This window comes from Streptomyces longhuiensis (assembly GCF_020616555.1).
GTDB classification, from domain to species: Bacteria; Actinomycetota; Actinomycetes; order Streptomycetales; family Streptomycetaceae; genus Streptomyces; species Streptomyces longhuiensis.
The window spans coordinates 1,505,221-1,525,938 of sequence record NZ_CP085173.1; the positions used below are offsets into that span (position 1 = coordinate 1,505,221).

Genomic DNA, 20,718 nt, shown 5'->3' on the forward strand with positions numbered 1-20,718 from the left:
CGGCCGGGACGTTTCGCAATCCCCCGGGCCCGGTCGACGATGACGCAGGGCGAACATGTTCGTTAAAAACTTGTTCGTGACGAACATGTTCGTTACCTTGGTCGAGGAGGCCCCCGCGACGGCGGGGCGCCACCCCCATCCGAAGGAGCACGCCATGACCACCCCCCACCACCCCGTCGCGATCGTCGGCGGAGGCCTCGGTGGCCTCGTCCTCTCACGTGTCCTGCACCTCGGCGGCGTCGAAGCGGCCGTCTACGACCTGGAGGCCTCCGCCGCCGCCCGCCCCCAGGGCGGCATGCTCGACATGCACGTCGAGTCCGGCCAGGCCGCACTGCGCGCCGCGGGCCTCCACGAGGAGTTCCTCGCCGCCATCCACCCGGGTGGCGAGGCCATGCGGATCCTGGACAAGCACGGCACCGTGCGCATGGAGGAGGGCGACGACGGCGGCACCGACGGCCGGCCGGAGGTCAGCCGGCACGATCTGCGCGACATGCTGCTCGCCTCGCTGCCGCAGGACACCATCCGCTGGGGCGCCAAGGTCACCGGCGCCCGCCCGCTGGCCGGGGGCCGCCACGAGGTGACCCTCGCGTCCGGCGAGACCTTCACGACCGACCTGCTCGTCGGCGCCGACGGCGCCTGGTCCAAGGTCCGCCCGCTGCTCTCCGACGCCCGCCCCGCCTACTCCGGCATCTCGTTCGTCGAGGCGCACCTCGACGACGCGGACACGCTTCACCCGGAGAGCGCCGAAGTCGTCGGCGGCGGATCGCTGTTCGCGCTCGGGGACGAGAAGGGCTTCCTCGCCCACCGCGAGAGCGACGGACGGCTGCACATCTACTGCGCGCTGAGGGTGCCCGCCGACTGGTTCACCACCAGCGGCATCGACTTCACCGACACCGAGGCGGCCAAGGCCCGTGTCCTCACGTCCTTCGACGGCTGGGACGAGGCGCTGCGCGGACTCATCGGCGACGCCGACGGCGCGCTCTTCCCGCGGCCCATCCACGCCCTGCCCGTCGGACACCGGTGGGACCGGGTCCCGGGTGTGACCCTGCTCGGCGACGCCGCCCACCTGATGTCGCCGTTCGCCGGCGAGGGCGCCAATCTGGCGATGCTCGACGGCGCCGAGCTGGCCGCCGCGATCCTGGCGCACCCCGGCGAGACCGAGAAGGCACTCACCGTCTACGAGGAGGCACTCTTCCCCCGCAGCGAGCACGCCGCGGCCGAGTCCGCCGACAACCTCGACGTCATCTTCCACCCCGACGCCCCGCAGGGTCTGCTCGACATGTTCGCGTCCTTCCACGAGGAGGCGGAAGCCGCGGGAACGGGTTCGTGACGAACTTGTTCGTCACGAACCCGGCTCGTTACGGTGAACACGTGTCCCCCCAGCCCGCAGCACCCCGCAGCCGCCGAGAGCGTCCGGCCAAGCCCGCCCTGACCCGGGACGGCATCGTCGCGGCCGCCGTCGCGATCATGCGCGACGAGGGCCTCAAGCGCGTCACCATGCGCCGCCTGGCGCAGGAGCTCGACACGGGCCCGGCCTCGCTCTACGTGTACGTGCGCAACACCGCCGAGCTGCACGCGGCCATCCTGGACGAGCTGCTCGGCGAGGTCGACCTCTCCCCCGCCACCGCTCCGGGTGACTGGCAGGACCGCCTCGTGCGGATCCTGTCCTCGTACACCGCGGTGTTGTTCGAGCATCCGAGCCTCGCCCGGTCGGCGCTGGTGGCGATGCCCTCCGGCGAGCACTACCTCGATCTGCTCGAAGCCCTCCTCGCGCTGCTCGCCGAGGGCGGCATCCCGGACGCGCAGGCCGCGTGGGGCGTGGACGCCCTTCTGCAGTACGCCACTTCGACCGCGGCCGAGCAGTCCACCCGCGACCGGGACGAGGACGCCCAGGGCGACTGGGACGCGCTGACCACCGCGCTGCGCGACGTGTCCGCGACGACCCACCCCCGCCTCGCGGCGCTGGGTGACGAGCTGCTGTCCGGGCCGGGCGGGGCCCGCCTCGACTGGGGCCTGCGGGTACTGATCAACGGGATGCCGCACACACCCAGGCCGTCCACCACGGACGTTCCGTGACCCCCCACCAGCTGTCACGGCAGGTCAACGCGTCGCCCTGACATCCAGGCGCACGGTCAGCCGGCGGCCGGTCATCCCCTTCGCGGTGGTCACACCGAACGCGTAGCGGTCCACGACGGCCGACGCCACGACCGTCAGGCCGCGACCCTCGACCGTCACGCTCTCGACGGTGACGTCGACCGGCCGGCTGACACCGAGGACGGTCAACTCCCCCGTCAGGACAGTCCCGCCGGACCCGGCCTCGACGCCGTCACCACGGAACACGAACTCGGGATGGGTGGCCACGTCGAGGTAGTCGGCCGACCGTACGTGTTCGTCGCGCCGTGCCACACCCGACTCGAACGTGTCCGCTCCGATCCTCACGTCCACCGTGGACTTCTCGACAGGTCCGGCCACGTCGATCCGTCCCCGCGTGATCCGGAAGCTCCCCCGCACCGGGAACAGCCCGAAGACCGTGCGCATACGGAAGTTCACGCTCGACGCCGCCGGATCGATCTCGTACGTGCCGGCCTCCGGCACAGGATGTTCTCCCACTCGCGATGCCACCATGACCTCCGTCGGTCTCGACGCCGCCGACCCGGCGGGTGACCTCAGCATGTCAGGGGCCGATGGCACCCGGCAGAGCGAGATGTCGTCGCCCGGCCGGTACAAATGTCACTGCCGACGGCCACCGCACAGGCGCCACGTCCACCTGATGCGACCAACTGCCATCCCACGCAGAGGTGTTCCCATCCGGGTCCGACACCGTCCGAAGCGGCCCGCACGGCCGTACATGGTGTCACCCCACCAACACTGGGCAGGAGCAATGCACCGAAGAACCGTGCACAAGTGTGTGTGGTGTGAGTACCCTTCGGCACCAACACACACAGCCCCACAGCAACAGGAAGCGGGCAGTCATGTCGGACAGCAACACGCTCAAGTCCCAGTACTCCGCCCAGGTGGAGGCCGACCTCGAGCGCAACGCGAAGGAACAGGAACGCGTCGCCGCCGAGTTGGCCGCACTTCAGGAGCAGCTCCAGACGCTGGACCACGACCGCACCCTGCTGGTGGGGATGCGCGAGACACTCTCGAGTCGAGGCGCGGCGGCGGTGGCCGAAGAGGCACCGGTCGCGCCGAAGGCGGAGTCCCCCGTCGAACTCCCCAAGGCACGCAAGCCGAAGGGCGAGAGCGCGGCACCCAAGCAGCGCGCGAAGAAGGAGGCCGGCAAGAAGCCCGCCGCGAAGAAGGCGGCCACCGCACAGCCCCGCACCCCCGGCTCCCCCACCCTGCGGGAACTGGTCCTGAACCTCATCACCACGAGCACCGAGCCGCGCTCGGCAGCCGAGGTCACGACGACGCTCGCCGAGTCCCACCCGGAGCGCAAGGCCGGCGGCACGGTCGTACGCAACACCCTCGAGTCCCTCGTCGCCCGCGGTCAGGCCGAGCGCACCAAGCAGAACAAGTCCGTGTTCTACACCGCCCTTCCGGCCCCGGCGGCCACCCCTGAGGACGCCGGCAAGAAGGACGCTCCGGCGAACGCCTGAGACATCCGCTCCCGGCACCGCACAACCACCGTTATCGTGCACCCTCATGACACCCGCCCCTGAGACCTACACCGCACTGGCGTCCCGCATCCGGGCGGCGGAGCCGCGGTGCGGACCGGTCAGGCTCGTCGCCGTGGACGGCCCGTCGGGGGCGGGCAAGAGCACGTTCGCCGAGCGCCTGGCCGGGGCACTCGGCAGCGCGCGGATCGTGCACACGGACGACTTCGCCTCGTGGGACGACCCGCTGGGCTGGTGGCCCCGCCTCGAGGAGCAGGTGCTCCAGCCGCTGGGGAGCGGGGTGGCCGGCCGGTTCCAGCGCTACGACTGGGTACGGCGCGAACTCGCCGAGTGGCACGACGTTCCCGTCGGCCACACCCTCGTCCTCGAAGGTGTGTCGACGGCACGCCGGGCCGTCGCCGACCGTCTCACCTGCGCCGTGTGGGTCGAGACGGGACGCGCGGTGCGTCTGCGCCGAGGCCTCGACCGCGACGGTGAGGACGCGCTGCCGCTGTGGCGTACGTGGATGGCCGCGGAGGACGAGCACTTCGCCCAGGACGGGACACGCGAGCGGGCCGACGTGGTGGTCGACGGCGACCCGCACACCGCGCCCGCCGATCCGGCGCACACCTACATGCGCCTGCATTGAAGTGCCCTCCTCCCTTCACAAGCTTAGGAAGGAGATTCCCGTCTACCTTGCGGTGGCGGGCTTGACGCGCTTGTCACGCCTGACGACTGCCCTCCCGGCAGCCGGGATGAGCGCGTGGCCCATCCGGTACAGGTGCAAGATGTTCCGGGCCGCGTTGTGGTCGGCGTTGCCCGACCATCCGCAGTCCGGGTTCTTGCACACGAACGTGGCCTGGTCCTCCCGGCTGCCGGGCGTGATGAAGCCGCAGGTGGAACAGCGTCGGGAGGTGTTCGGGGCGGGCACCTTGTGCACGGTGCCGCCGTACCGGCCGGCCTTGTACGTCAGCATCGTGACCGTCCTGCCCCATGCCTCCTGACTGATGGAGCGGTTGAGTCCGGCCTTCTGCGCGACGCCCGTCCCCGGCTCGGCGATGGTGCCCCGAGCGGACTTGACCATGTTCGTGATGGTGAGTGCTTCGACCACCATGACGCCGTACTTCTGGGCGAGGGTGGTGGTTGTCTTGTGCTGCCAGTCCTGGTGCCGCCGCGTGGCTTTAGCGCGCAGCCCCCGGATCTGGTCATAGGTGTGGTGCAGGCGGCGGCTGGTGCGCTCGCCAGGCTTGCGGTGTGTCCTGCGCTGGGCGGCCCGGCGCTCAAGGCGCAGGAGCTTGCCCTTTTCCTCGGTGTTCAGCCACTTGTCACGGTCGGCGCTGCCATCCGGGAGGTGAGGCGCACGCCCGTGATCCTGGTGGTTGCCGTCCGACAGGGCGAGGGGCAGGTTCACCCCGGCGTCAATTCCGACCTCCGCCCCCTGGTGAGATGCGGGCTTGGCTTCGACGCTCTGCACACGGAAGGCGATGTGCCATCCCAGGTGGTCCTTGACCAGCCGTGCCCCGGTGATCCGGTTGTCGGCATTCGCCTTATTGCCCACGGGGAGATCTTTGGTCCAGCGGAAGCGGACACGGCCGACCTTGGGAATGTTGGCCATGCCCCAGCGGCGGTGTACCCGCTTGATCTGGAGATCACGGCCCTGCGGGATGTCCACGCTCATCACGGACCGGAACCGGCCCTTGAAGTTCGGAGCGCCGGCACGGCCGTCCCAGCAGTTCTTCCAGGCATGGAAGTACGTCTTGAGCACCGCTTGCGCGGCCTGCGCAGGAAGGACGGCGAGGAAATCGATCTCTTTGCGGGCCTGGCGTATCGCGGCGTCCGCGTTCGCCAGAGTCCGCTTGTCCTTCGGCATCATCTGCCACCACGCGTGCAGGCAGTTCCACACCGTGCGGGCGGCGTGCGCCTGCTCGTCGGCGAGGAGATGCTCGGCAGGGGACAGTGCCAGTCGGGCGCGGTGCCCGAACTGCCGCTTCTCCAAGCCGAGTTCACCCATGGTGACCATGATCCTACAGTGTGTCTATGTCACCGTGATGGAATCCGAACCCCGATGTCAGAACCGGCCGGCACATCGTCTACAACCTGCACGTCCACTTGGCGTTCGACACCACATACCGGCGCAAGGCGTTCACGGACAAGATGCCGAAGCGCTGCGAAGAGATCATCCGGGAGATGTGCGCGGACTCCGGGCCGAACTCAAGCAGCTCAACGACGAGGAGGGCCACGTGCACCTGCTCGCGCACTACCCGCCCAAGGTCCAGCTCTCCAAACTGGTCCACTCCGCCTCCTCCAGGCGTCTGCGCCAGGAGTACGACGCGCACATCCGCAGCCACCTGTGAGGCCGCCACTTCTGGTCCGGCCCCTACTTCACCGGAAGCTGCGGCGGTAGGCCCCTGACCGTCGCACGCCAATACATCGAGAACCAGAAGCGCCCCATAGGCCGAGGTGAACAGTGCCGACCCATGCTCACCCGCAAGTCAGAGAAGTCCTGAGCGGGCCTTCACCCCCGGCGTGAACGCCGGAGCACTGGCCAAGATCAAAAGGTGACACCTACATCCGTGAGGGAGTTCAGGACCGGCCGGCATGTGAGGCGCGTAGCGCCAGGATGTCCAGGACACGCTCGCCCCACCTGAGGTTCTCCTCCTCGAAGGAGCGGCCGCGCACCAACGTCAGGTACGGGCCGATGCGTTCGGCGTCGCGCAGGTACGTGTCCTCGTCGCGCCCGTCGAGGAGCCGCTCCCGTAGGCGTTCGTAGCGGGCCAGTTTGCCGCGCGCCCACCCCATGCGCTCCTCGACGAGCGCGCGCACGGCGTCCGGGTCCGCGCCGTCAGAGGCCTGGATCTTGACCATGAGTTCGTCGCGGATGGCGGTGGGCCGCGGCGGGGCCACGGCGAAGTCGTCCAGGGCGGCGCGCCCCGCGTCGGTGAGCGTGAACATCCGCTTGTTCGGCCTGCGTTCCTGCGGCACGACCCGCGCCTCGACCAGGCCGTCCCCGGCGAGGCGCTCCAGTTCGCGGTAGAGCTGCTGCGGGGTCGCGGACCAGAAGTTGGCCACCGCCACGTCGAACACCTTGGCCAGGTCGTACCCGGACGCCTCGCCCTCCAGGAGAGCCGCGAGGACCGCGTGTTTCAGAGACATCTGGACACGCTAACACCGGCACGATTAATCTCGGCCGCACCTATTCAACAAATTGACTATGGAGCGCGCGCATGCAGGCATTCCGCAAGGCCGTGGAAGCGAACGACCCCGACGCCGTCGAGGCGCTCCTCGCCGAGAACGTCGTGTTCACCAGTCCGGTCGCCTTCCACCCGTACCCGGGCAGGGCGATCACCGCTGCGATCCTGCGGGGCGTCACGCGGGTCTTCGAGGACTTCCGCTACGTACGGGAGATCAACAGCGCCGACGGCCGCGACCACGCCCTGGTCTTCGTCGCCCGTGTCGGCGACCGCGAGGTCAACGGCTGCGACTTCATCCACCTCGACGAGGACGGGCTCATCGACGATCTCACCGTCATGGTGCGCCCCCTGTCCGGCGCCGAGGCGCTGTCCGAGGCCATGGGGGCGCAGTTCGACCGTATCCGGCAGGAGGCCGCGGGCGCGTAGCCGCCTTTGTGTGCGGGCCGGCCGGGCTCACCAGCCCCGGCCGGCCTCCAGGAGGTGGTCGCGGACGAGGGCGATGTGCGGGTTGTCCGGCGTTCCGGGGCGCTGGACGACGTAACCGGTGTTGAACGGCGGGTCCTCCGGGGCGTGGAGGAGGACGAGCGCGCCCGCGGCCAGCAGCTCGCGGCACAGATAGCGGGGCAGCACGCTGAATCCGGCCCCGGCCGCCACGGCGGACACGACACCGCGCAGGTCGGGCACGGTGACGGCGGCCTTGCAGGTCAGTCGCCTGCCGAAGACGTGCTGCCAGTACCGGCGGACGATCGGGAGTTCCTCCGCGTACGTGATGAGCGGGACGGTGTGCAGCATCCCGGGTCCGTCGGCGGCGATCCGGTCCGGGCCGCCGATACGGTCCGCCCAGGTCGGGGCGGCGACCAGGACGAACTCCTCGTCCGCGAGAGGCACCGACGTCAGATTGCGGCCGCGGGGCCGGGTGGTGGCGATGACGAGGTCGTGCCGGCCGGTGCGCAGCTCCTCCAGGAGCGGGCCGGTCAGCCCGGTGGTGACGCGCAGCCGCAGCCCCTTCTCGACCAGGGGTGCCAGCGCCGGCAGGACGCAGTGGCACAGCATCTCGGCCGGTCCCGCCAGATGGACGGGCTCGGCGGCGGCGTCCGTGCCGGCGCCGCCCTGTCCGGCGACGGCCGAGAGGGCGTCGAGCGGGTCGACCACGCGGGACGCGAGCTCGTCCGCGAAGGGGACGGGAGCGACGCCGCGCGGCAGCCGCTCGAACAGTTCGCGGTCCAGTTGGCGCTCCAGCGCGCGGATCTGCGTGGTGACCGTCGGCTGCGACAGGGCGAGCAGTCGCGCGGCCGCGGTGAAGGAACCCGACCGGTACACCGCGAGGAAGGTACGCAGCAGATTCAGGTCCAGCGGGCCCGTGTGCGCCGTCCGGCCTATTCCCGGAGACCCATTCGAATCCCTATTTCTCATATTGGCCACCCTATTGGATTCCTATGGGAGCCCCGCCCTACGGTCGGTGCCGTCGCCACACACTGACGATCTGGGCACACAGCGTCAGAGGTTCCGCGATCCGAACCCGTCCTCCGGGCCCGCGGGCCCGCACCCTCGGAGCACATCATCATGTCGAAGATCCTTTTCGTAGTCACCGGCGCCACCCACTGGACGCTGGCCGACGGCACCCTGCACCCCACCGGCTTCTGGGCCGAGGAGGCCGTCGCCCCGTACGAAGCCTTCAAGGCCGCGGGCCACGACATCGTCGTGGCCACGCCCGGCGGCGTCGTCCCGACCGTGGACAAGGGCTCCCTCGCACCCGAGTTCAACGGCGGTCAGGCGGGCGCGGACCAGGTGGCGGCGGCCCTCGCCTCCTTCGGCGAACTCCAGCACCCGGTCAGGCTGGAGGACGTACACCTCGACGACTACGCGGCGGTGTTCTACCCCGGCGGCCACGGCCCCATGGAGGACCTCTCCGCCGACGCCGACTCGGGCAGGCTCCTCACCCTCGCCCTGGAGACGGGCAAGCCGCTCGGCATCGTCTGCCACGCCCCGGCCGCCATGCTCGCCGCGATCAAGGGCGACGGCACCAACGCCTTCGCCGGATACAAGGTGACCGGCTTCACCAACACCGAGGAGACCCAGGCCGGCTTCGCCGACAAGGCGAAGTGGCTGCTCCAGGACCGACTCGTCAACGCGGGCGTGGACTTCCAGGAGGGCGAGCCTTGGGCCCCGAAGACCGTCGTCGACCGCAACCTGGTCACCGGCCAGAACCCGTCCTCCGCCGCCCCGCTCGCGGCCGAGCTCCTCGAGAAGCTGGCCTGACGATGGGCGCCGACCGGCTCGACGAGGTCCTCGACGCCGCCTACGACTGCCTGACCAGGTATGGCGTTCGGCGCACCACGATGGACGACATCGCTTCCACGATGGGCGTGTCCCGGTCCGCGGTCTACCAGTACGTACGCAACAAGGACGATGCCTTCCGCCGGCTCGCGGAGCGTCTGCACACGCAGGCGCTGGAGCGGGCGCGGCGGGCGGCCGCCGCCGAGGACACCCCGGTGGCCGAGCGCGTCCGGGGTGTCCTGGCCGCCAAGCTCGAACTGGTGCTTCGCCTCGCCGGGGACTCGCCGCACTCCGCCGAGCTGCTCGACGCCAAGGCACGGCTGTTCGGCGACATCTGCCACACGTTCACCGCCGATCTGCGCCGGCTGCTGACCGGCCTGTTCACGGAGGCGGGCACCCCCGCCGCCGTGGAACCCGCCGAGGCCGCCGGCATCTGCATCGCCCTGGTGGTCGGCCTGGAGTCCGTGTCCGACGCGCGGCAGTTGTTCACCCCGGCCTCGGACGCGCTGCTCGCAGGGCTCCTCGCCGGCCCCGTGTCCGAGTGCACCTCGCGGGTGACAACGCCCGGCGGGGCGCCGTCCGGTTCCGCGACGCACCCCGCGTGACCGGCCACACTGTGCCGACCGCAGGCCACCGCCGCGCTCTCCCCCACCCCTGACCTCCCGCTCGACACCCGCCGGGCACCCCCTCGCAGGAGATCCCTCGTGACCGACATCGAAGACCTTGTCGCCCGCCTCCACGCCACCTTCTCCAGTGGCCGCACCAAGCCGCTCGCCTGGCGGAAGGAGCAGCTCTCCCGGCTGCGCTCCCTGTTCACGGAGCACCGCGGGGACATCGCGGACGCGCTGCACGCCGATCTGCACAAGCCGCGCGCCGAAGCCTTCGCCACCGAAATCGACTTCCCCGTACGGGAGATCGACCACACCCTGAACCATCTCGCCGAGTGGCTGCGCCCCCGGCCCGTGGCGTCCGGTGCCCTCGCGGGCCTGCCCGACGGATCGGTCGCCGGAACGCAGTACGACCCGCTCGGCACCGTCCTGATCATCGCGCCCTGGAACTACCCGGTGCAGTTGCTGCTCGTGCCGCTCGTGGGCGCGCTCGCGGCCGGCAACACCGTCGTCCTCAAGCCGAGCGAGGTCGCTCCGGCGACGTCCGCGCTGATCGCCCGTCTGGTGCCCGAGTACCTCGACAAGGAGGCCGTCGCCGTCGTCGAGGGGGGCGTCCCGGAGACGACCGAGCTGCTTGCCCAGCGCTGGGACCACATCTTCTACACCGGCAACGGCGTGGTCGGCCGCATCGTCATGCGCGCCGCCGCCGAGCACCTCACCCCGGTCACCCTCGAACTGGGCGGGAAGTCCCCGGTGTTCGTGGACCGTGACGTCAATCTGAACCGTGTCGCCGAGCGTCTCGCGGGCGCCAAGTTCCGCAACGCCGGGCAGACATGTGTCGCCCCCGACTACGTGCTGACCGACCCGGAGACCGCCCCCGCGCTCGCCGACGCGCTCGCCAAGGCGGTCGAGGCGATGTTCGGCATCGACCCGCAGGCCTCGGAGGCGTACGGCCGCATGGTCGACGAGCGGCACTTCGACCGGGTGTCCGCGCTGCTCGACTCCGGGACCACGGCCTTCGGCGGGCAGACCGACCGCGACGACACCTACATCGCGCCGACCGTCCTCACCGGCGTGAAGCCCGACGAGCCGGTCATGCTGGAGGAGATCTTCGGCCCCATTCTGCCCATCGTCGAGGTCTCCGGGCTCGACGAGGCCATCGAGTTCATCAACGACCGCGACAAGCCGCTCGCCCTCTACGGCTTCACCGAGAGCGAGGAGACCCGGCGCCGCCTCGCGGACGAGACGTCCTCCGGCGGCATCGGATTCGGGATGCCGATGGCCCATCTCCGGGTCCCCGAGCTGCCGTTCGGCGGAGTCGGCGAGAGCGGACTCGGCAACTACCACGGCCCGCACTCCATCGCGACGTTCAGCCACCGCAAGGCGCGGCTCGACGTACCGCTGGGCTGAGCCCGGCCGGGCGGGGCGGGTCCCGGCGGCCCGCCCCTCTCGCACCCGCGAGCCGTGCGTCTCGACTGCCTCGCATACGCGAGTGTGTGGCAGTCATGTGGAGTTTGCCCGCACCGTGTGCCCCGTCCGCCTCCCGCGCCCTAGGCTCCCCGGTTGATCAACTCAATCCGTGCGCCGGGAGGCACCCCCATGGCAGAACAGAGCCGTTCGCCACGCGACCCCGTGGAAGAAGCCGCACAAGCCGCGCCATCTGAACGTCCCGATCGTCCCGGGGGTCCCGGACGGCGCAGGGTCCTCGCGTATCTGCTCGCCGCTCCGACGCTCGCCGTCGGCGCGCGCCTCGGCCTGGACGCCGTGGGCGCCGATTCCGCCGAGGCCGCGGTGCCTTCCCTGCCGCAGCCGGAGGAGCTCTTCGACCTCGGTGACATGCAGACTCTCGCGGCGGCGCCCACGTCCGGTCTCATCTCCGTCCAGGTGCACGCGGACGGGACGGCGTCGTTCGCGGTCCCGCGCGCCGAGGTGGGCCAGGGCATGACCACGGCGGTCGCCATGATGATCGCCGAGGAGATGGACCTCCCCCTGGCGAAGGTGCGGGTGTCCCTGGCCGACGCCCGCCCGGAACTCCTGATGAACCAGCTGACCGGCGGCTCCAACTCGATGCGCAGCATCTACCTCCCGGTCCGCTCCGCGGCGGCCGTCGCCAGGCAGCGGCTCGTCGCCACGGCCGCACAGCAGTGGGGCGTACCGGAGTCCGAACTGACCACGCGGGACGGCGTGATCACGCACGGTGCCGCGAAGAGCGCCACGTACGGCTCGCTCGCCGAGACCGCCGCCAGCGCGCGGACCGTCACCGCCTCCGCCCACCTCAAGTCCACGTCCGACTTCACGATCCTGGGCACGCCGCAGAACCGTGTCGACGCACGCGACATCGTGACCGGCGCCAAGAAGTTCGGCATGGACCTTCACGTGCCGGACGCGAAGCCGACGATGGTGCGCAGGCCGCCCACGGTCAACGGCACGGTGGTCTCCGTCGCGAACGCCGAGGCCGTCAGGAACATGCCGGGCATCACCGATGTCGCCACCGTCGAGCACGGTGTCGCGGTCCGCGGCGAGACGTTCGGCCAGTGCATCGACGCACTGCGCGCGCTCGAGGTGACCTGGGGCCCCGGCACCGTGGACAAGGAGTCGGACGACACCGTCCTCGCCAAGCTCAGGGCCGCGGCGCTGCCCATGGTCGTGCCGCCGCTCCTCACGAAGAAGATCGACGCCGAGTTCACCTTCGCGTTCGCCAGCAACAGCCCGCTGGAGCCGGACAACGCCATAGCCGACGTGCGCTCCGACCGCGCCGAGATCTGGGCGAGCCTCAAGGTCCCCATCGTGGCCCAGCGCGACATCGCCGACCGGCTCGGGCTGCCGCAGACCGCCGTCACGGTGCATGTCGTGGAGGGCGGCGGCTCGTTCGGGCGGCACCTCTTCCACGACGTGGCCGCAGAGGCCGCCGAGATCTCGCAGAAGATGGGCAAGCCGGTCAAGCTGTCGTGGTCGCGGACCGACAACTTCCGGCAGGGCAGGACCCATCCGATGTGTGTCTCGCGGGTGCGTGCCACCTACGCGCTCGGCAATGTCGTCAGCTACGAGCAGCGCCACACCAGTTCGCAGACCGACTTCGGGCACGGGCTCGGAGAGATGATCACGTCGACGGCGGCGAAGCTGCCCGTGGCCGGCAACCTCACGTTCGCCGAGACCATCTTCCAGCTGACCCAGTCCACGCCGTACAACTTCGGTGTCACCACGCAGCTCCTCAACGAGGTGCCGCTGAAGTTCAACACCGGCAGCATGCGCAACATCTACTCGCCCAATGTGGCGTGCGCGCGTGAACTCGTCGTCGACCAACTGGCCGCGAAGATGGGCAAGGACCCCGTCGCGTTCCGCCGCGAGTTCCTCAAGGAGGAACGGCTGCGTGCCGTCCTCGACAAGGCGGCCGAGGCCGGGGAGTGGGGCAGGGCGCTGCCCGCCGGTGTCGCGCAGGGGATCGCCCTGCACACCGAGTACCGCGGCGCGGTCGCCTCGCTCGTCGAGATCGACTGCCGGCCCGAGACGGTGAACCGCAAGGTCAGGGACGGTGTCACCGGCCCGCGCGTGACCCGCGCCCTGATGGTCGTCGACGCCGGCTTCGCCATCAACCCCCGTGGTCTGGAAGCCCAGATGATGGGTGGGATGAACGACGCGCTCGCCATGGCCCTCACGTCCAGCCTGCACATCAAGGACGGCATCCCGCTGGAGGGCAGCTGGGACCACTACTTCTACACGCGGCAGTGGAACACCCCGCCCGACCTGCGCGTCATCGTCATGCCGTCCACCGGTGACAAGCCGTCAGGAGCCGGCGAGCTGGGTGTCGCGCCCGCGTTCGCCGCCATCGCCTGCGCCTACGCCCGTGCCACGGGCACGCTGCCGAAGAGCTTCCCGATCAACCACGCCACCCTCTCCTTCGACCCGCTGCCGCTCGAACCGTCCACGCCCCAGTCCCCCACCGACGGTCTCGACCGCGCCTTCTGAGGAGCCCCGCCATGCCCAGTCACACCTTCAAGCTCAACGGCGAGCAGATCACGGTCGAGGCCGAGGACGACGTACGGCTGCTGTGGGTCCTGCGCGACCTGCTCGGCGTCACCGGACCGAAGTACGGCTGCGGCCTGGGCGTGTGCCAGGCCTGTACGTCGCACATCAACGGCAAGGCGTTCAACCCGTGTTCGGTGCCGGTGTCGAAGATCGCTCCCGACGACGAGGTGACCACCATCGAGGGGCTGCCCGCCACCGTGGGCAAGGACCTCCACCCGATGCAGGAGGCCTGGCTCGACCTCGACGTCGCGCAGTGCGGGTACTGCCAGCCGGGCCAGATCATGACGGCGGTCGCCAAGGTCCGGCGCGCGGCCGAGGACGGCCGCGACATCACCGACGCGGACCTCGACGAGATCCGCAACATCTGCCGCTGCGGCACGTACACCCGCATCCGCGAGGCCATCAGGGCGGGCGCCGAGAACATGTGAGAAGCCGCGACGCCGGCGGCCGGCTACATCAGCGGCCGCGGCGGCGCGGGTCCCCTGCCGACGTCGCGTACGAGGTCCAGGCCGAGCACCCGGTCCACGTACGCGAAGGTCTCGAAGAGCGCTCCGGTCGGGGCGTCCCCCGAGTGCTCCAGGCGGTGCAGCGTGCGCAGCACCCCGGGCAGGTCGAGGTCGTCCTCCAGACAGTCGCGAATGCTGTCGCGGGCAGGCCCGGGCATGGGCCGCGAAGGGCTGTCCGCCCAGGTGGCCACCGCGTGGCGCCAGCGCAGAAGTGTGTGATGGGCGGCGGACACCGACGCGGGAGCGAGGCGCAGCGTCTCGGTGCGCGGTTCGGTCAGCAGGGCGAGCCGCAGGGCCAGCGGGTCGTCGGCCCGCTCCGCGACACCGTCAGCGGCGTGGGCGTCGGCGACAGCGAGCCGGATGACGTCCCCGTCCGCCTCCTCCGGTGCTTCCTCGCTCCGGCTCAGACGGACGGCGAACGGCCCGCCCAGCTCACCCTCCACGCCCCGCTCGTCGCCGTGGGCGGCGGCCGGGTGCATGCCGAGTTCGCCGGCCCGCGCCTGGAGCGCCGCCCGTCGCGCGTCGGCCCCGTCCGGGCAGATCAGCCCTGTGTACGCGATGGTCCCCGACAGTTCCAGTACGCGGGTCAGGACGTCGGCGACGAGCATCGCCCGTACGTCGGAAAGCGCCTCGCCGCCCTCGGGAAGGGCCAGGGGTACGCCGATGCGCACCACGCTCCGGTGCATCACCGGAGCGACAGGAAGGCCCGAACAGGCATCGACGAGGCGCAGCATGGCGCGAAGCCTATGCGCAACTCCCTCCGCCCGCCGAGACGTGCGGCCGAATCGGGACCTCGCGCGTCGCGGATCGGGGTTCCACGACCGGCGTTCGGGCTCAACTGACGCACATCACAAGCGTGTTGACCGGACCGTCACGTGTGGCGGACCCTGAAACCGGTGACGGCCAGCAGGAGTACGGCCGCCGCCTGGATCGCCGCCACCACGACGATCAGCACAGGGATCGAGATGTCGTAGAGCACCCCGGTCAGCGCTCCTCCGGCGAACGCGGCCACACCCACGACCGCGGCGAAGACGCCGTAGGCCGTCGCCCTGCGGCCCGGCGCGACGAGATCGGCCACGACCGCGCGCAGGGTGGACTCCTGCACACCGGTCGCCGCACCCCACACCAGGGCGCCGAGCACGACCGGCGTGAGCGAGTCGGTGAACGCGAGCGCGGGCACGGCCGCCGAGAGGACCGGCAGGACGATCAGCACGCGTGGCCCGACCCGGTCGTACATCCACCCGGTCGCCAGCGCGGCCAGCGCGTCGACGGCCATGGCGGCCGCGTAGAGCAGGGGGACGGCGGCGGTCGGGACGAGCCCGCGCGCGACGAGGTGGAAGGAGAGCACGCCGAACGTCGCGAAGCCCGTCATCGTCGCGGCGGTGAAGGACGCGTACACCCAGAAGTCGCGCGGCAGTCGGGCGCCGGGTTGCGGCTGCTCGCTCCCGGGTGCGGCCGCGCGTTCGTAGGCCGCCGGGTCGGGGACCTGGCGCCGCAGCCATACGAGCAGGGTGAGTACGGCGACGCCGGGCACCGCGAGGACCGCGAGCGTGGGCCCGTAGTCGTCGCCCGTCAGAACCAGCATCCCCGCCACCGCCAGCGGGCCGAGCAACGCGCCCACCTGGTCCAGCGCCTCGTGCACCGCGAACCCCTTGCCGAGCCCGGTGGCCGCCGCCGCGTGCGAGAGGAGCGTGTCCTTGGCGGGCGAGCGCACCGCCTTGCCGACCCGTTCGGTGATGACGAGCGCGCAGGCCGCCCACAGCACTCCGGTCACGCCGAGCGGGGGGACGCTGGCCACGGTCAGCGCGTAACCGGCGATCGCCCACCCCCAGAACCGGCCGCTGCGGTCGGCAAGCGGTCCCGAGCCGAGGCGCAGCAGCAGCGCCGCCGCCTCGCCCGCTCCCGTCACCGCGCCGACCACGGCCGCGGACGCGCCGAGCGAGGCGAGGAGCGGGCCGGTCACCGAGCGGGCACCCTCGTAGACGAAGTCCGCGAGGAGGCTGACCATGCCGAACCAGACCACGAACCGCCAGGGCCTCATCGCTGTCGCCTCTTCGGTCATCCGGCCTCCTCCCCGCCGTCTTTCGGGTGCGTCGGCGGCGCCCCGGCCGATGATTCCGCGCCGCGTGGGGAGTCTCCCCTTCGACACCACACTCGAGAAGGTGGATCGATGACCAGCTTGCAGGACATTTTCGCGCCGCACGTCCGTGACGGTTCGCTGCCGGGGGCGGTGGCGCTGGTGGCCCGTGGTGACCGGGTCGAGGTGGAGACGGCCGGCACGGCCGCCCTCGGCGGCGGCTCCCCGATGGCCCGGGACTCGATCTTCCGGATCGCCTCGATCACCAAGCCCCTCACGGCCGCCGCGGTGATGATGCTGGTCGACGAGGGACGGATCGCGCTGGACGACCCGGTCGACCGGTGGCTGCCCGAGATCGCGAAACCGGTCGTGGTCCGCACGCCGGACGCTCCGGTCGACGACGTGGTCCCCGTGGCCCGGCCGATCACGGTGTCCGATCTGCTGACGTTCCGCGCGGGGTGGGGCTTCCCGTCCGACTTCTCGCTGCCGGCGGTCCAGGCACTGTTCGGGCTCCAGAAGAGCGGCCTCTCCCCCCAGCTCGTCGCGCCGCCCGACGAGTGGATGGAGCATCTGGCCCGTATCCCGCTGCTCGACCAGCCGGGTGAGACGTGGCTGTACAACACGTGTTCCGACATCCAGGGGGTGCTGATCTCCCGGGTGTCGGGGAGCACCCTGCCGGACTTCCTCGCCGAGCGCGTCTTCGAGCCGCTCGGGATGACCGACACCGGATTCGAGGTACCGGCGGGCAAGCTGGACCGGTTCACCACGTCCTACCGCCCGCGCAAGGAGGGCGGCCTCGAACCGGCGGACGCGCCGGACGGACAGTGGAGCAGCCTGCCCGAGTTCCCGTCCGGCGCGGGCGGGCTCGTCTCGACCGCCGACGACTGGTACGCCTTCGCCAGGATGCTGCTCGCGAAGGGGGTCGCGGGCGGGCGGCGGCTCCTGTCGTCCGACGCGGTACGGCAGATGACGACGGATCATCTGACGACTGCCCAGCGCGAAGCCAGCGGCCTGTTCACGGAGGGCCAGGGCTGGGGCTTCGGCGGCTCGGTCGACGTGGCACCCGTCGATCCGTGGAACGTCATGGGCCGCTACGGCTGGGTCGGCGGCACGGGGACCTCGGCGCACCTCACGCCGTCCACGGGCGCGGTCGGCATCCTGCTCACGCAGGTGGAGATGACCGGCCCGACCCCGCCCGCGCTGATGCGCGACTTCTGGCGGTACACGGCCGCCGAGACCGCCTGACCGTCGGGCGGCCGCCTTCGGGGCGACCTTCGGCACGCGCCCCACACCGCTCGGCGAGACCCTCGACCACACCCTCGCGTGGTACGGCGAGTGGCTCGCCGGGCAGTGACGGGCCGGGTGTTCAGTGCGCGATCGAGTCGATCAGCTCACGCGCTCCCTGACGCAGCAGGGCCACGGCGACCGACGTGCCGAGGGTGGCGGGGTCGAGGGGGCCGGCCCACTCGTGCGCGTTGAGCACGGTCTTGCCGTCGGGGGTGAACACGCAGGCCCGCAGCGACAGATCACCGCTGCGCTCCGCCCTGGCGAACCCGGCGATGGGGCTGTTGCAGTGCCCCTGGAGCACGTGGAGGAACATGCGCTCCGCGCTCGCCTCGCGATGGGCGTCGGGGTCACCGAGCGCCGAGATCGTGTCGATCAGATCGGTGTCGCCCTCACGGCACTGGAGAGCCAGGATCCCGGCGCCGATCGGCGGGCACATGACCTCGGCCGACAGGATCTCCGTGATCACATCCGTACGGCCGATGCGTTCGAGGCCGGCGGCGGCAAGGAGGAGCGCGTCGGCGTCGCCCGCCGCGAGCTTGTCCAGGCGCCTGTTCGCGTTGCCGCGCATCGGTACGCACTCCAGGTGCGGGTACGCGGCGGCGAGCTGGGCGATGCGGCGCACGGACGAGGTGCCGATCCGCGTGCCGGGCGGGAGTTGATCGAGCGTCAGGCCGTCCGGGTGGATGAGGGCGTCCCTGATGTCGTCCCGCTTGAGGAACGCGGCGAACACCGTTCCGGCGGGCAGGGGGCGGTCGGCGGGCACGTCCTTGACGCAGTGCACCGCGAGGTCGGCCTCACCGGCGAGCAGCGCGGCGTCGACCTCCTTGGTGAACGCCCCCTTCCCCTCGACCAGGGACAGGTCGCCCATCCACTTGTCGCCGGTCGTCTTGACGGGGACGACCGTGGTGCGGATCTCCGGGTGCAGGGCGGCCAGTTCGGCGCGTACGCGCTCCACCTGGGCCAGCGCCATGGGCGAGTCGCGGGAGACGATACGGATCAGTTCAGGGGCGGACATGGCCCCAGGATAGGGGGTCATGTCCGCCCCGCCCGCGTGACGTGTTCAGCCGGCGGGCGTGAAGTTGTCACCCGTCACCGTGACCTGGCGTCCGGCCGCCGTGTCGGTCGACGTGCTGCTCAGGCAGCTGCCGGACGCGGGATCGGTGACGGTCGGGAGGCTTCCCGTGTACGTGTCGCCTCCCTCCGTCCCCACGGGCTTTCCGTAGGTGACGGTGACCTGCTGCGAGCAGCCCGCCGTCAGGTACGGCTCGATGAACCCCTGGTCGGCGGCCTTGAACCGGCCGGACGCCACCGGGAGCCTGAAGCTGCCGATGTGCGCGACGTCGGCGCCGGTCTCGGTGTTGACGACCTCACCGTTCATCAGCTGCGTCGTGCCGTCGTCGCTGACCCGCGAGAGCTCGACGGCGTACATCGTGCCCTTCGTGTAGGGGAACTGGACGGCGCAGCTGACGCCCGCGCCTCCGTCGGCGCCGTATGTGCAGTGGCTGTCCGTGGTGGTGGCGTTGGCGTTGAAGGAACTGAAGATGGCCTGGAGGGTGGGCTTTCCGTTGACGGCCGGCTTGGGCTGGAAGCCCGCGTACGGGCGGGTCCCGCTCTCCAGGGTGGTGTAGTACGCGAAATAGATGCCGGACGCGTCGGGCGCCGACTCGAACGACATGGGCAGGGTCAGCTCGGTGACGGGCGTCGGTGCGCCCGTCGTCCAGCGGACGGTGGGCGTCGAGGCCCAACTCTCCCCCGCCGCACCCAGCGTGAGCAGTACGGCGGCTCCGGCGGCTGTGGCCAGACGTAGCGGCTTCATCGTCTCTCCTCGTACTCGGTGGTGTGCGGGCTGCGCGACAGCATGTAAGCGTTTGCTACCCACTCGCAAGAGGGCTCGGAATGTTTCTGTCTTTTACTATGGCGGCGGCGATCTGACGGGTAGTAACCGCTCACATCGAAAAGGGCGCGCCCGTCCGCCCCGCACCGGCACACGAGAGGCGAGAAGTCCGTGGACACGAGCCAGGCCCGGCACACCGACGGCGACATCACGGTCCGCAAGGGAGCGGGCGAGTTCATCGACCGCCTCGCGCCCCTGTGGCTCGCCCTGCACGCCCATCACCAGTCCGTCCAGCCCGGGTTCACCTACTTCCCCGACGGGAGTTCCTGGGAGCTGCGCCGCGACTGCTACCGGCGCTGGATCCTCGACGAGGGCTCGTTCGTCCTGCTCGCCGAACGGGACGGACAGCCCGTCGGCTACGCCTTCGTACAGATCGAGGAAGGCCCCGACGACACCTGGGTGACCGGCACCCGCATCGCCGAGCTCCAGACGCTGTCCGTCCTTCCCGCCGAGCGCGGCCACGGCATCGGCACGCTCCTGCTCGACCTGGTCGACGCCGAACTGGACCGCATGGGCGTCGCCGACCTGCTCATCGGCACACTGGCCGCGAACACCGGGGCGCAGCGCCTCTACGAACGCCGCGGCCTGCGCCCGGTGTTGGTGTACTACGCCCGGTTCGGCGCCGACGACGCGAAGCCCGCGTAGGAACTCATCCCTCGCTGGGCCGCGCCCGCACGTGAAGCCGTTCCCCCTGGGGGCCGAACAGGGAGAGGAACTCGACGGGGTACGTCCCGGCGTTGGCGAAGCCGTGCGGGGTGCGCGTGTCGAATTCGGCGGCCTCGCCTGCCGTCAGGACGAGGTCGTGCTCACCGAGAGCCAGATGCAGGCGGCCGGTGAGCACGTAGAGCCACTCGTAGCCCTCGTGCGTCTTCTGTTCGGGGCGCACGCCCTCGCCGAGTTCGCGCACCGGCATGATCTGTTTGTAGGCGTGCAGGCCGCCGAGGTGCCGGGTCAGCGGGATGAAGGTGTGGCCGTGGCGGGTGATGGGGCGCGGGTGGATCCGGGGGTCGCCCGTGTCGGGAGCACCGACCAGCTCGTCGAGCGCCACGTGGTGGGCCTTGGCCAGCGGCAGCAGCAGTTCCAGCGTGGGCTTGCGCTGCCCTGACTCCAGGCGCGAGAGGGTGCTCAGCGAGATCCCGGTCTCCTCGCTCAGCTGGGCCAGGGTCGTCCCGCGCTCGTGCCGCAGGGCGCGCAGTCGCGGCCCCACGCCGGCCAGGACCGGGGTGAACTCGTCTTCGCTCATGCCTCGATTTTGC

At 70.9% G+C, this 20,718-nt stretch carries 21 protein-coding genes and 1 pseudogene; 13 read left to right on the forward strand and 9 right to left on the reverse strand.

The window, feature by feature from the left end:
• The first annotated feature begins 154 nt into the window (after positions 1 to 154).
• Positions 155 to 1,330, forward strand: a complete 1,176-nt coding sequence (locus LGI35_RS07205) for an FAD-dependent oxidoreductase (RefSeq protein WP_227293063.1) — start codon at positions 155 to 157, stop codon at positions 1,328 to 1,330.
• Between the two features lie 41 nt (positions 1,331 to 1,371).
• The gene (locus LGI35_RS07210; RefSeq protein WP_227293064.1) at positions 1,372 to 2,076 is read left to right on the forward strand and encodes a TetR/AcrR family transcriptional regulator; all 705 of its coding nucleotides are present in this window, start codon (positions 1,372 to 1,374) and stop codon (positions 2,074 to 2,076) included.
• A 24-nt stretch (positions 2,077 to 2,100) separates the two neighbouring features.
• On the opposite strand, the gene LGI35_RS07215 is transcribed toward LGI35_RS07210, so the two are convergent.
• Positions 2,101 to 2,610, reverse strand: coding sequence for a YceI family protein (locus LGI35_RS07215; protein WP_227293065.1), 510 nt, complete (start codon positions 2,608 to 2,610; stop codon positions 2,101 to 2,103).
• Between the two features lie 362 nt (positions 2,611 to 2,972).
• Between LGI35_RS07215 and LGI35_RS07220 the strand changes: the two genes are divergently transcribed.
• Together LGI35_RS07220 and LGI35_RS07225 are read left to right on the forward strand one after the other, a co-directional pair.
• A complete protein-coding gene (locus LGI35_RS07220) occupies positions 2,973 to 3,599 on the forward strand; it encodes a hypothetical protein (RefSeq protein ID WP_227293066.1) in 627 nt (208 codons plus the stop codon).
• Between the two features lie 46 nt (positions 3,600 to 3,645).
• Positions 3,646 to 4,245 (forward strand): uridine kinase family protein, encoded by a 600-nt coding sequence (locus LGI35_RS07225; RefSeq protein WP_227293067.1) that lies wholly within the window; start codon positions 3,646 to 3,648, stop codon positions 4,243 to 4,245.
• A gap of 42 nt (positions 4,246 to 4,287) precedes the next feature.
• On the opposite strand, the gene LGI35_RS07230 is transcribed toward LGI35_RS07225, so the two are convergent.
• The gene (locus LGI35_RS07230) at positions 4,288 to 5,607 is read right to left on the reverse strand and encodes an RNA-guided endonuclease InsQ/TnpB family protein (RefSeq protein WP_227300227.1); all 1,320 of its coding nucleotides are present in this window, start codon (positions 5,605 to 5,607) and stop codon (positions 4,288 to 4,290) included.
• A 74-nt stretch (positions 5,608 to 5,681) separates the two neighbouring features.
• Between LGI35_RS07230 and tnpA the strand changes: the two are divergent.
• Positions 5,682 to 6,103 (forward strand): annotated as a pseudogene (gene tnpA, locus LGI35_RS07235) (IS200/IS605 family transposase).
• 76 nt (positions 6,104 to 6,179) lie between these two features.
• Here the strand turns inward: tnpA and LGI35_RS07240 are convergent.
• Entirely contained in the window at positions 6,180 to 6,749 is a 570-nt protein-coding gene (locus LGI35_RS07240) for a PadR family transcriptional regulator (RefSeq protein WP_227293068.1), read from the reverse strand.
• A 71-nt stretch (positions 6,750 to 6,820) separates the two neighbouring features.
• Here LGI35_RS07240 and LGI35_RS07245 point away from each other — a divergent pair, with 71 nt between their 5' ends.
• A complete protein-coding gene (locus tag LGI35_RS07245) occupies positions 6,821 to 7,213 on the forward strand; it encodes a nuclear transport factor 2 family protein (protein WP_227293069.1) in 393 nt (130 codons plus the stop codon).
• A 27-nt stretch (positions 7,214 to 7,240) separates the two neighbouring features.
• Here LGI35_RS07245 and LGI35_RS07250 read toward each other — a convergent pair whose 3' ends face one another.
• Positions 7,241 to 8,200 carry a LysR family transcriptional regulator gene (locus LGI35_RS07250; RefSeq protein ID WP_227293070.1) on the reverse strand — a complete coding sequence of 320 codons (960 nt, stop codon included), beginning with the start codon at positions 8,198 to 8,200 and terminating at the stop codon, positions 7,241 to 7,243.
• Between the two features lie 150 nt (positions 8,201 to 8,350).
• Between LGI35_RS07250 and LGI35_RS07255 the strand changes: the two genes are divergently transcribed.
• From LGI35_RS07255 to LGI35_RS07275, 5 genes are all read left to right on the forward strand, one after another.
• Entirely contained in the window at positions 8,351 to 9,046 is a 696-nt protein-coding gene (locus tag LGI35_RS07255; RefSeq protein WP_227293071.1) for a type 1 glutamine amidotransferase domain-containing protein, read from the forward strand.
• Positions 9,047 to 9,048: 2 nt separating this feature from the next.
• Positions 9,049 to 9,669 carry a TetR/AcrR family transcriptional regulator gene (locus LGI35_RS07260; RefSeq protein ID WP_227293072.1) on the forward strand — a complete coding sequence of 207 codons (621 nt, stop codon included), beginning with the start codon at positions 9,049 to 9,051 and terminating at the stop codon, positions 9,667 to 9,669.
• A 99-nt stretch (positions 9,670 to 9,768) separates the two neighbouring features.
• A complete protein-coding gene (locus LGI35_RS07265; protein WP_227293073.1) occupies positions 9,769 to 11,082 on the forward strand; it encodes an aldehyde dehydrogenase family protein in 1,314 nt (437 codons plus the stop codon).
• Between the two features lie 189 nt (positions 11,083 to 11,271).
• Complete coding sequence (locus LGI35_RS07270) at positions 11,272 to 13,638, forward strand: molybdopterin cofactor-binding domain-containing protein (protein WP_227293074.1); 2,367 nt, start codon at positions 11,272 to 11,274, stop codon at positions 13,636 to 13,638.
• 11 nt (positions 13,639 to 13,649) lie between these two features.
• Positions 13,650 to 14,126 carry a (2Fe-2S)-binding protein gene (locus LGI35_RS07275; RefSeq protein ID WP_227293075.1) on the forward strand — a complete coding sequence of 159 codons (477 nt, stop codon included), beginning with the start codon at positions 13,650 to 13,652 and terminating at the stop codon, positions 14,124 to 14,126.
• A 23-nt stretch (positions 14,127 to 14,149) separates the two neighbouring features.
• Here LGI35_RS07275 and LGI35_RS07280 read toward each other — a convergent pair whose 3' ends face one another.
• Together LGI35_RS07280 and LGI35_RS07285 are read right to left on the reverse strand one after the other, a co-directional pair.
• Positions 14,150 to 14,938, reverse strand: coding sequence for a hypothetical protein (locus tag LGI35_RS07280; RefSeq protein WP_227293076.1), 789 nt, complete (start codon positions 14,936 to 14,938; stop codon positions 14,150 to 14,152).
• A 137-nt stretch (positions 14,939 to 15,075) separates the two neighbouring features.
• A complete protein-coding gene (locus LGI35_RS07285) occupies positions 15,076 to 16,266 on the reverse strand; it encodes an MFS transporter (RefSeq protein ID WP_227293077.1) in 1,191 nt (396 codons plus the stop codon).
• 108 nt (positions 16,267 to 16,374) lie between these two features.
• On the opposite strand from LGI35_RS07285, the gene LGI35_RS07290 reads away from it, so the two are divergent.
• Positions 16,375 to 17,526: a serine hydrolase domain-containing protein gene (locus LGI35_RS07290; protein ID WP_227293078.1), complete on the forward strand. Its 1,152-nt coding sequence runs from the start codon at positions 16,375 to 16,377 to the stop codon at positions 17,524 to 17,526.
• Between the two features lie 121 nt (positions 17,527 to 17,647).
• Here LGI35_RS07290 and hemC read toward each other — a convergent pair whose 3' ends face one another.
• Complete coding sequence (hemC, locus tag LGI35_RS07295) at positions 17,648 to 18,583, reverse strand: hydroxymethylbilane synthase (protein ID WP_227293079.1); 936 nt, start codon at positions 18,581 to 18,583, stop codon at positions 17,648 to 17,650.
• Positions 18,584 to 18,628: 45 nt separating this feature from the next.
• The gene (locus LGI35_RS07300; RefSeq protein ID WP_227293080.1) at positions 18,629 to 19,384 is read right to left on the reverse strand and encodes a hypothetical protein; all 756 of its coding nucleotides are present in this window, start codon (positions 19,382 to 19,384) and stop codon (positions 18,629 to 18,631) included.
• A gap of 189 nt (positions 19,385 to 19,573) precedes the next feature.
• Here LGI35_RS07300 and LGI35_RS07305 point away from each other — a divergent pair, with 189 nt between their 5' ends.
• On the forward strand, positions 19,574 to 20,107 hold the full coding sequence (locus tag LGI35_RS07305; RefSeq protein WP_227293081.1) for a GNAT family N-acetyltransferase: 534 nt from the start codon (positions 19,574 to 19,576) through the stop codon (positions 20,105 to 20,107).
• A gap of 4 nt (positions 20,108 to 20,111) precedes the next feature.
• Here LGI35_RS07305 and LGI35_RS07310 read toward each other — a convergent pair whose 3' ends face one another.
• Positions 20,112 to 20,705, reverse strand: coding sequence for a helix-turn-helix domain-containing protein (locus LGI35_RS07310; protein ID WP_227293082.1), 594 nt, complete (start codon positions 20,703 to 20,705; stop codon positions 20,112 to 20,114).
• Positions 20,706 to 20,718 lie beyond the last annotated feature (13 nt).

What these genes read in the sequence shown, in the direction of transcription:
- LGI35_RS07230 (WP_227300227.1), bottom strand. Translation starts at nt 5,607, where the DNA reads ATGGGTGAACTCGGCTTGGAGAAGCGGCAGTTCGGGCACCGCGCCCGA.
- LGI35_RS07250 (WP_227293070.1), bottom strand. Translation starts at nt 8,200, where the DNA reads ATGAGAAATAGGGATTCGAATGGGTCTCCGGGAATAGGCCGGACGGCG.
- LGI35_RS07220 (WP_227293066.1), top strand. Translation starts at nt 2,973, where the DNA reads ATGTCGGACAGCAACACGCTCAAGTCCCAGTACTCCGCCCAGGTGGAG.
- LGI35_RS07225 (WP_227293067.1), top strand. Translation starts at nt 3,646, where the DNA reads ATGACACCCGCCCCTGAGACCTACACCGCACTGGCGTCCCGCATCCGG.
- LGI35_RS07245 (WP_227293069.1), top strand. Translation starts at nt 6,821, where the DNA reads ATGCAGGCATTCCGCAAGGCCGTGGAAGCGAACGACCCCGACGCCGTC.
- LGI35_RS07290 (WP_227293078.1), top strand. Translation starts at nt 16,375, where the DNA reads ATGACCAGCTTGCAGGACATTTTCGCGCCGCACGTCCGTGACGGTTCG.
- LGI35_RS07270 (WP_227293074.1), top strand. Translation starts at nt 11,272, where the DNA reads ATGGCAGAACAGAGCCGTTCGCCACGCGACCCCGTGGAAGAAGCCGCA.
- LGI35_RS07285 (WP_227293077.1), bottom strand. Translation starts at nt 16,266, where the DNA reads ATGACCGAAGAGGCGACAGCGATGAGGCCCTGGCGGTTCGTGGTCTGG.
- LGI35_RS07300 (WP_227293080.1), bottom strand. Translation starts at nt 19,384, where the DNA reads ATGAAGCCGCTACGTCTGGCCACAGCCGCCGGAGCCGCCGTACTGCTC.
- LGI35_RS07205 (WP_227293063.1), top strand. Translation starts at nt 155, where the DNA reads ATGACCACCCCCCACCACCCCGTCGCGATCGTCGGCGGAGGCCTCGGT.
- hemC (WP_227293079.1), bottom strand. Translation starts at nt 18,583, where the DNA reads ATGTCCGCCCCTGAACTGATCCGTATCGTCTCCCGCGACTCGCCCATG.
- LGI35_RS07280 (WP_227293076.1), bottom strand. Translation starts at nt 14,938, where the DNA reads ATGCTGCGCCTCGTCGATGCCTGTTCGGGCCTTCCTGTCGCTCCGGTG.
- LGI35_RS07260 (WP_227293072.1), top strand. Translation starts at nt 9,049, where the DNA reads ATGGGCGCCGACCGGCTCGACGAGGTCCTCGACGCCGCCTACGACTGC.
- LGI35_RS07310 (WP_227293082.1), bottom strand. Translation starts at nt 20,705, where the DNA reads ATGAGCGAAGACGAGTTCACCCCGGTCCTGGCCGGCGTGGGGCCGCGA.
- LGI35_RS07255 (WP_227293071.1), top strand. Translation starts at nt 8,351, where the DNA reads ATGTCGAAGATCCTTTTCGTAGTCACCGGCGCCACCCACTGGACGCTG.
- LGI35_RS07275 (WP_227293075.1), top strand. Translation starts at nt 13,650, where the DNA reads ATGCCCAGTCACACCTTCAAGCTCAACGGCGAGCAGATCACGGTCGAG.
- LGI35_RS07240 (WP_227293068.1), bottom strand. Translation starts at nt 6,749, where the DNA reads ATGTCTCTGAAACACGCGGTCCTCGCGGCTCTCCTGGAGGGCGAGGCG.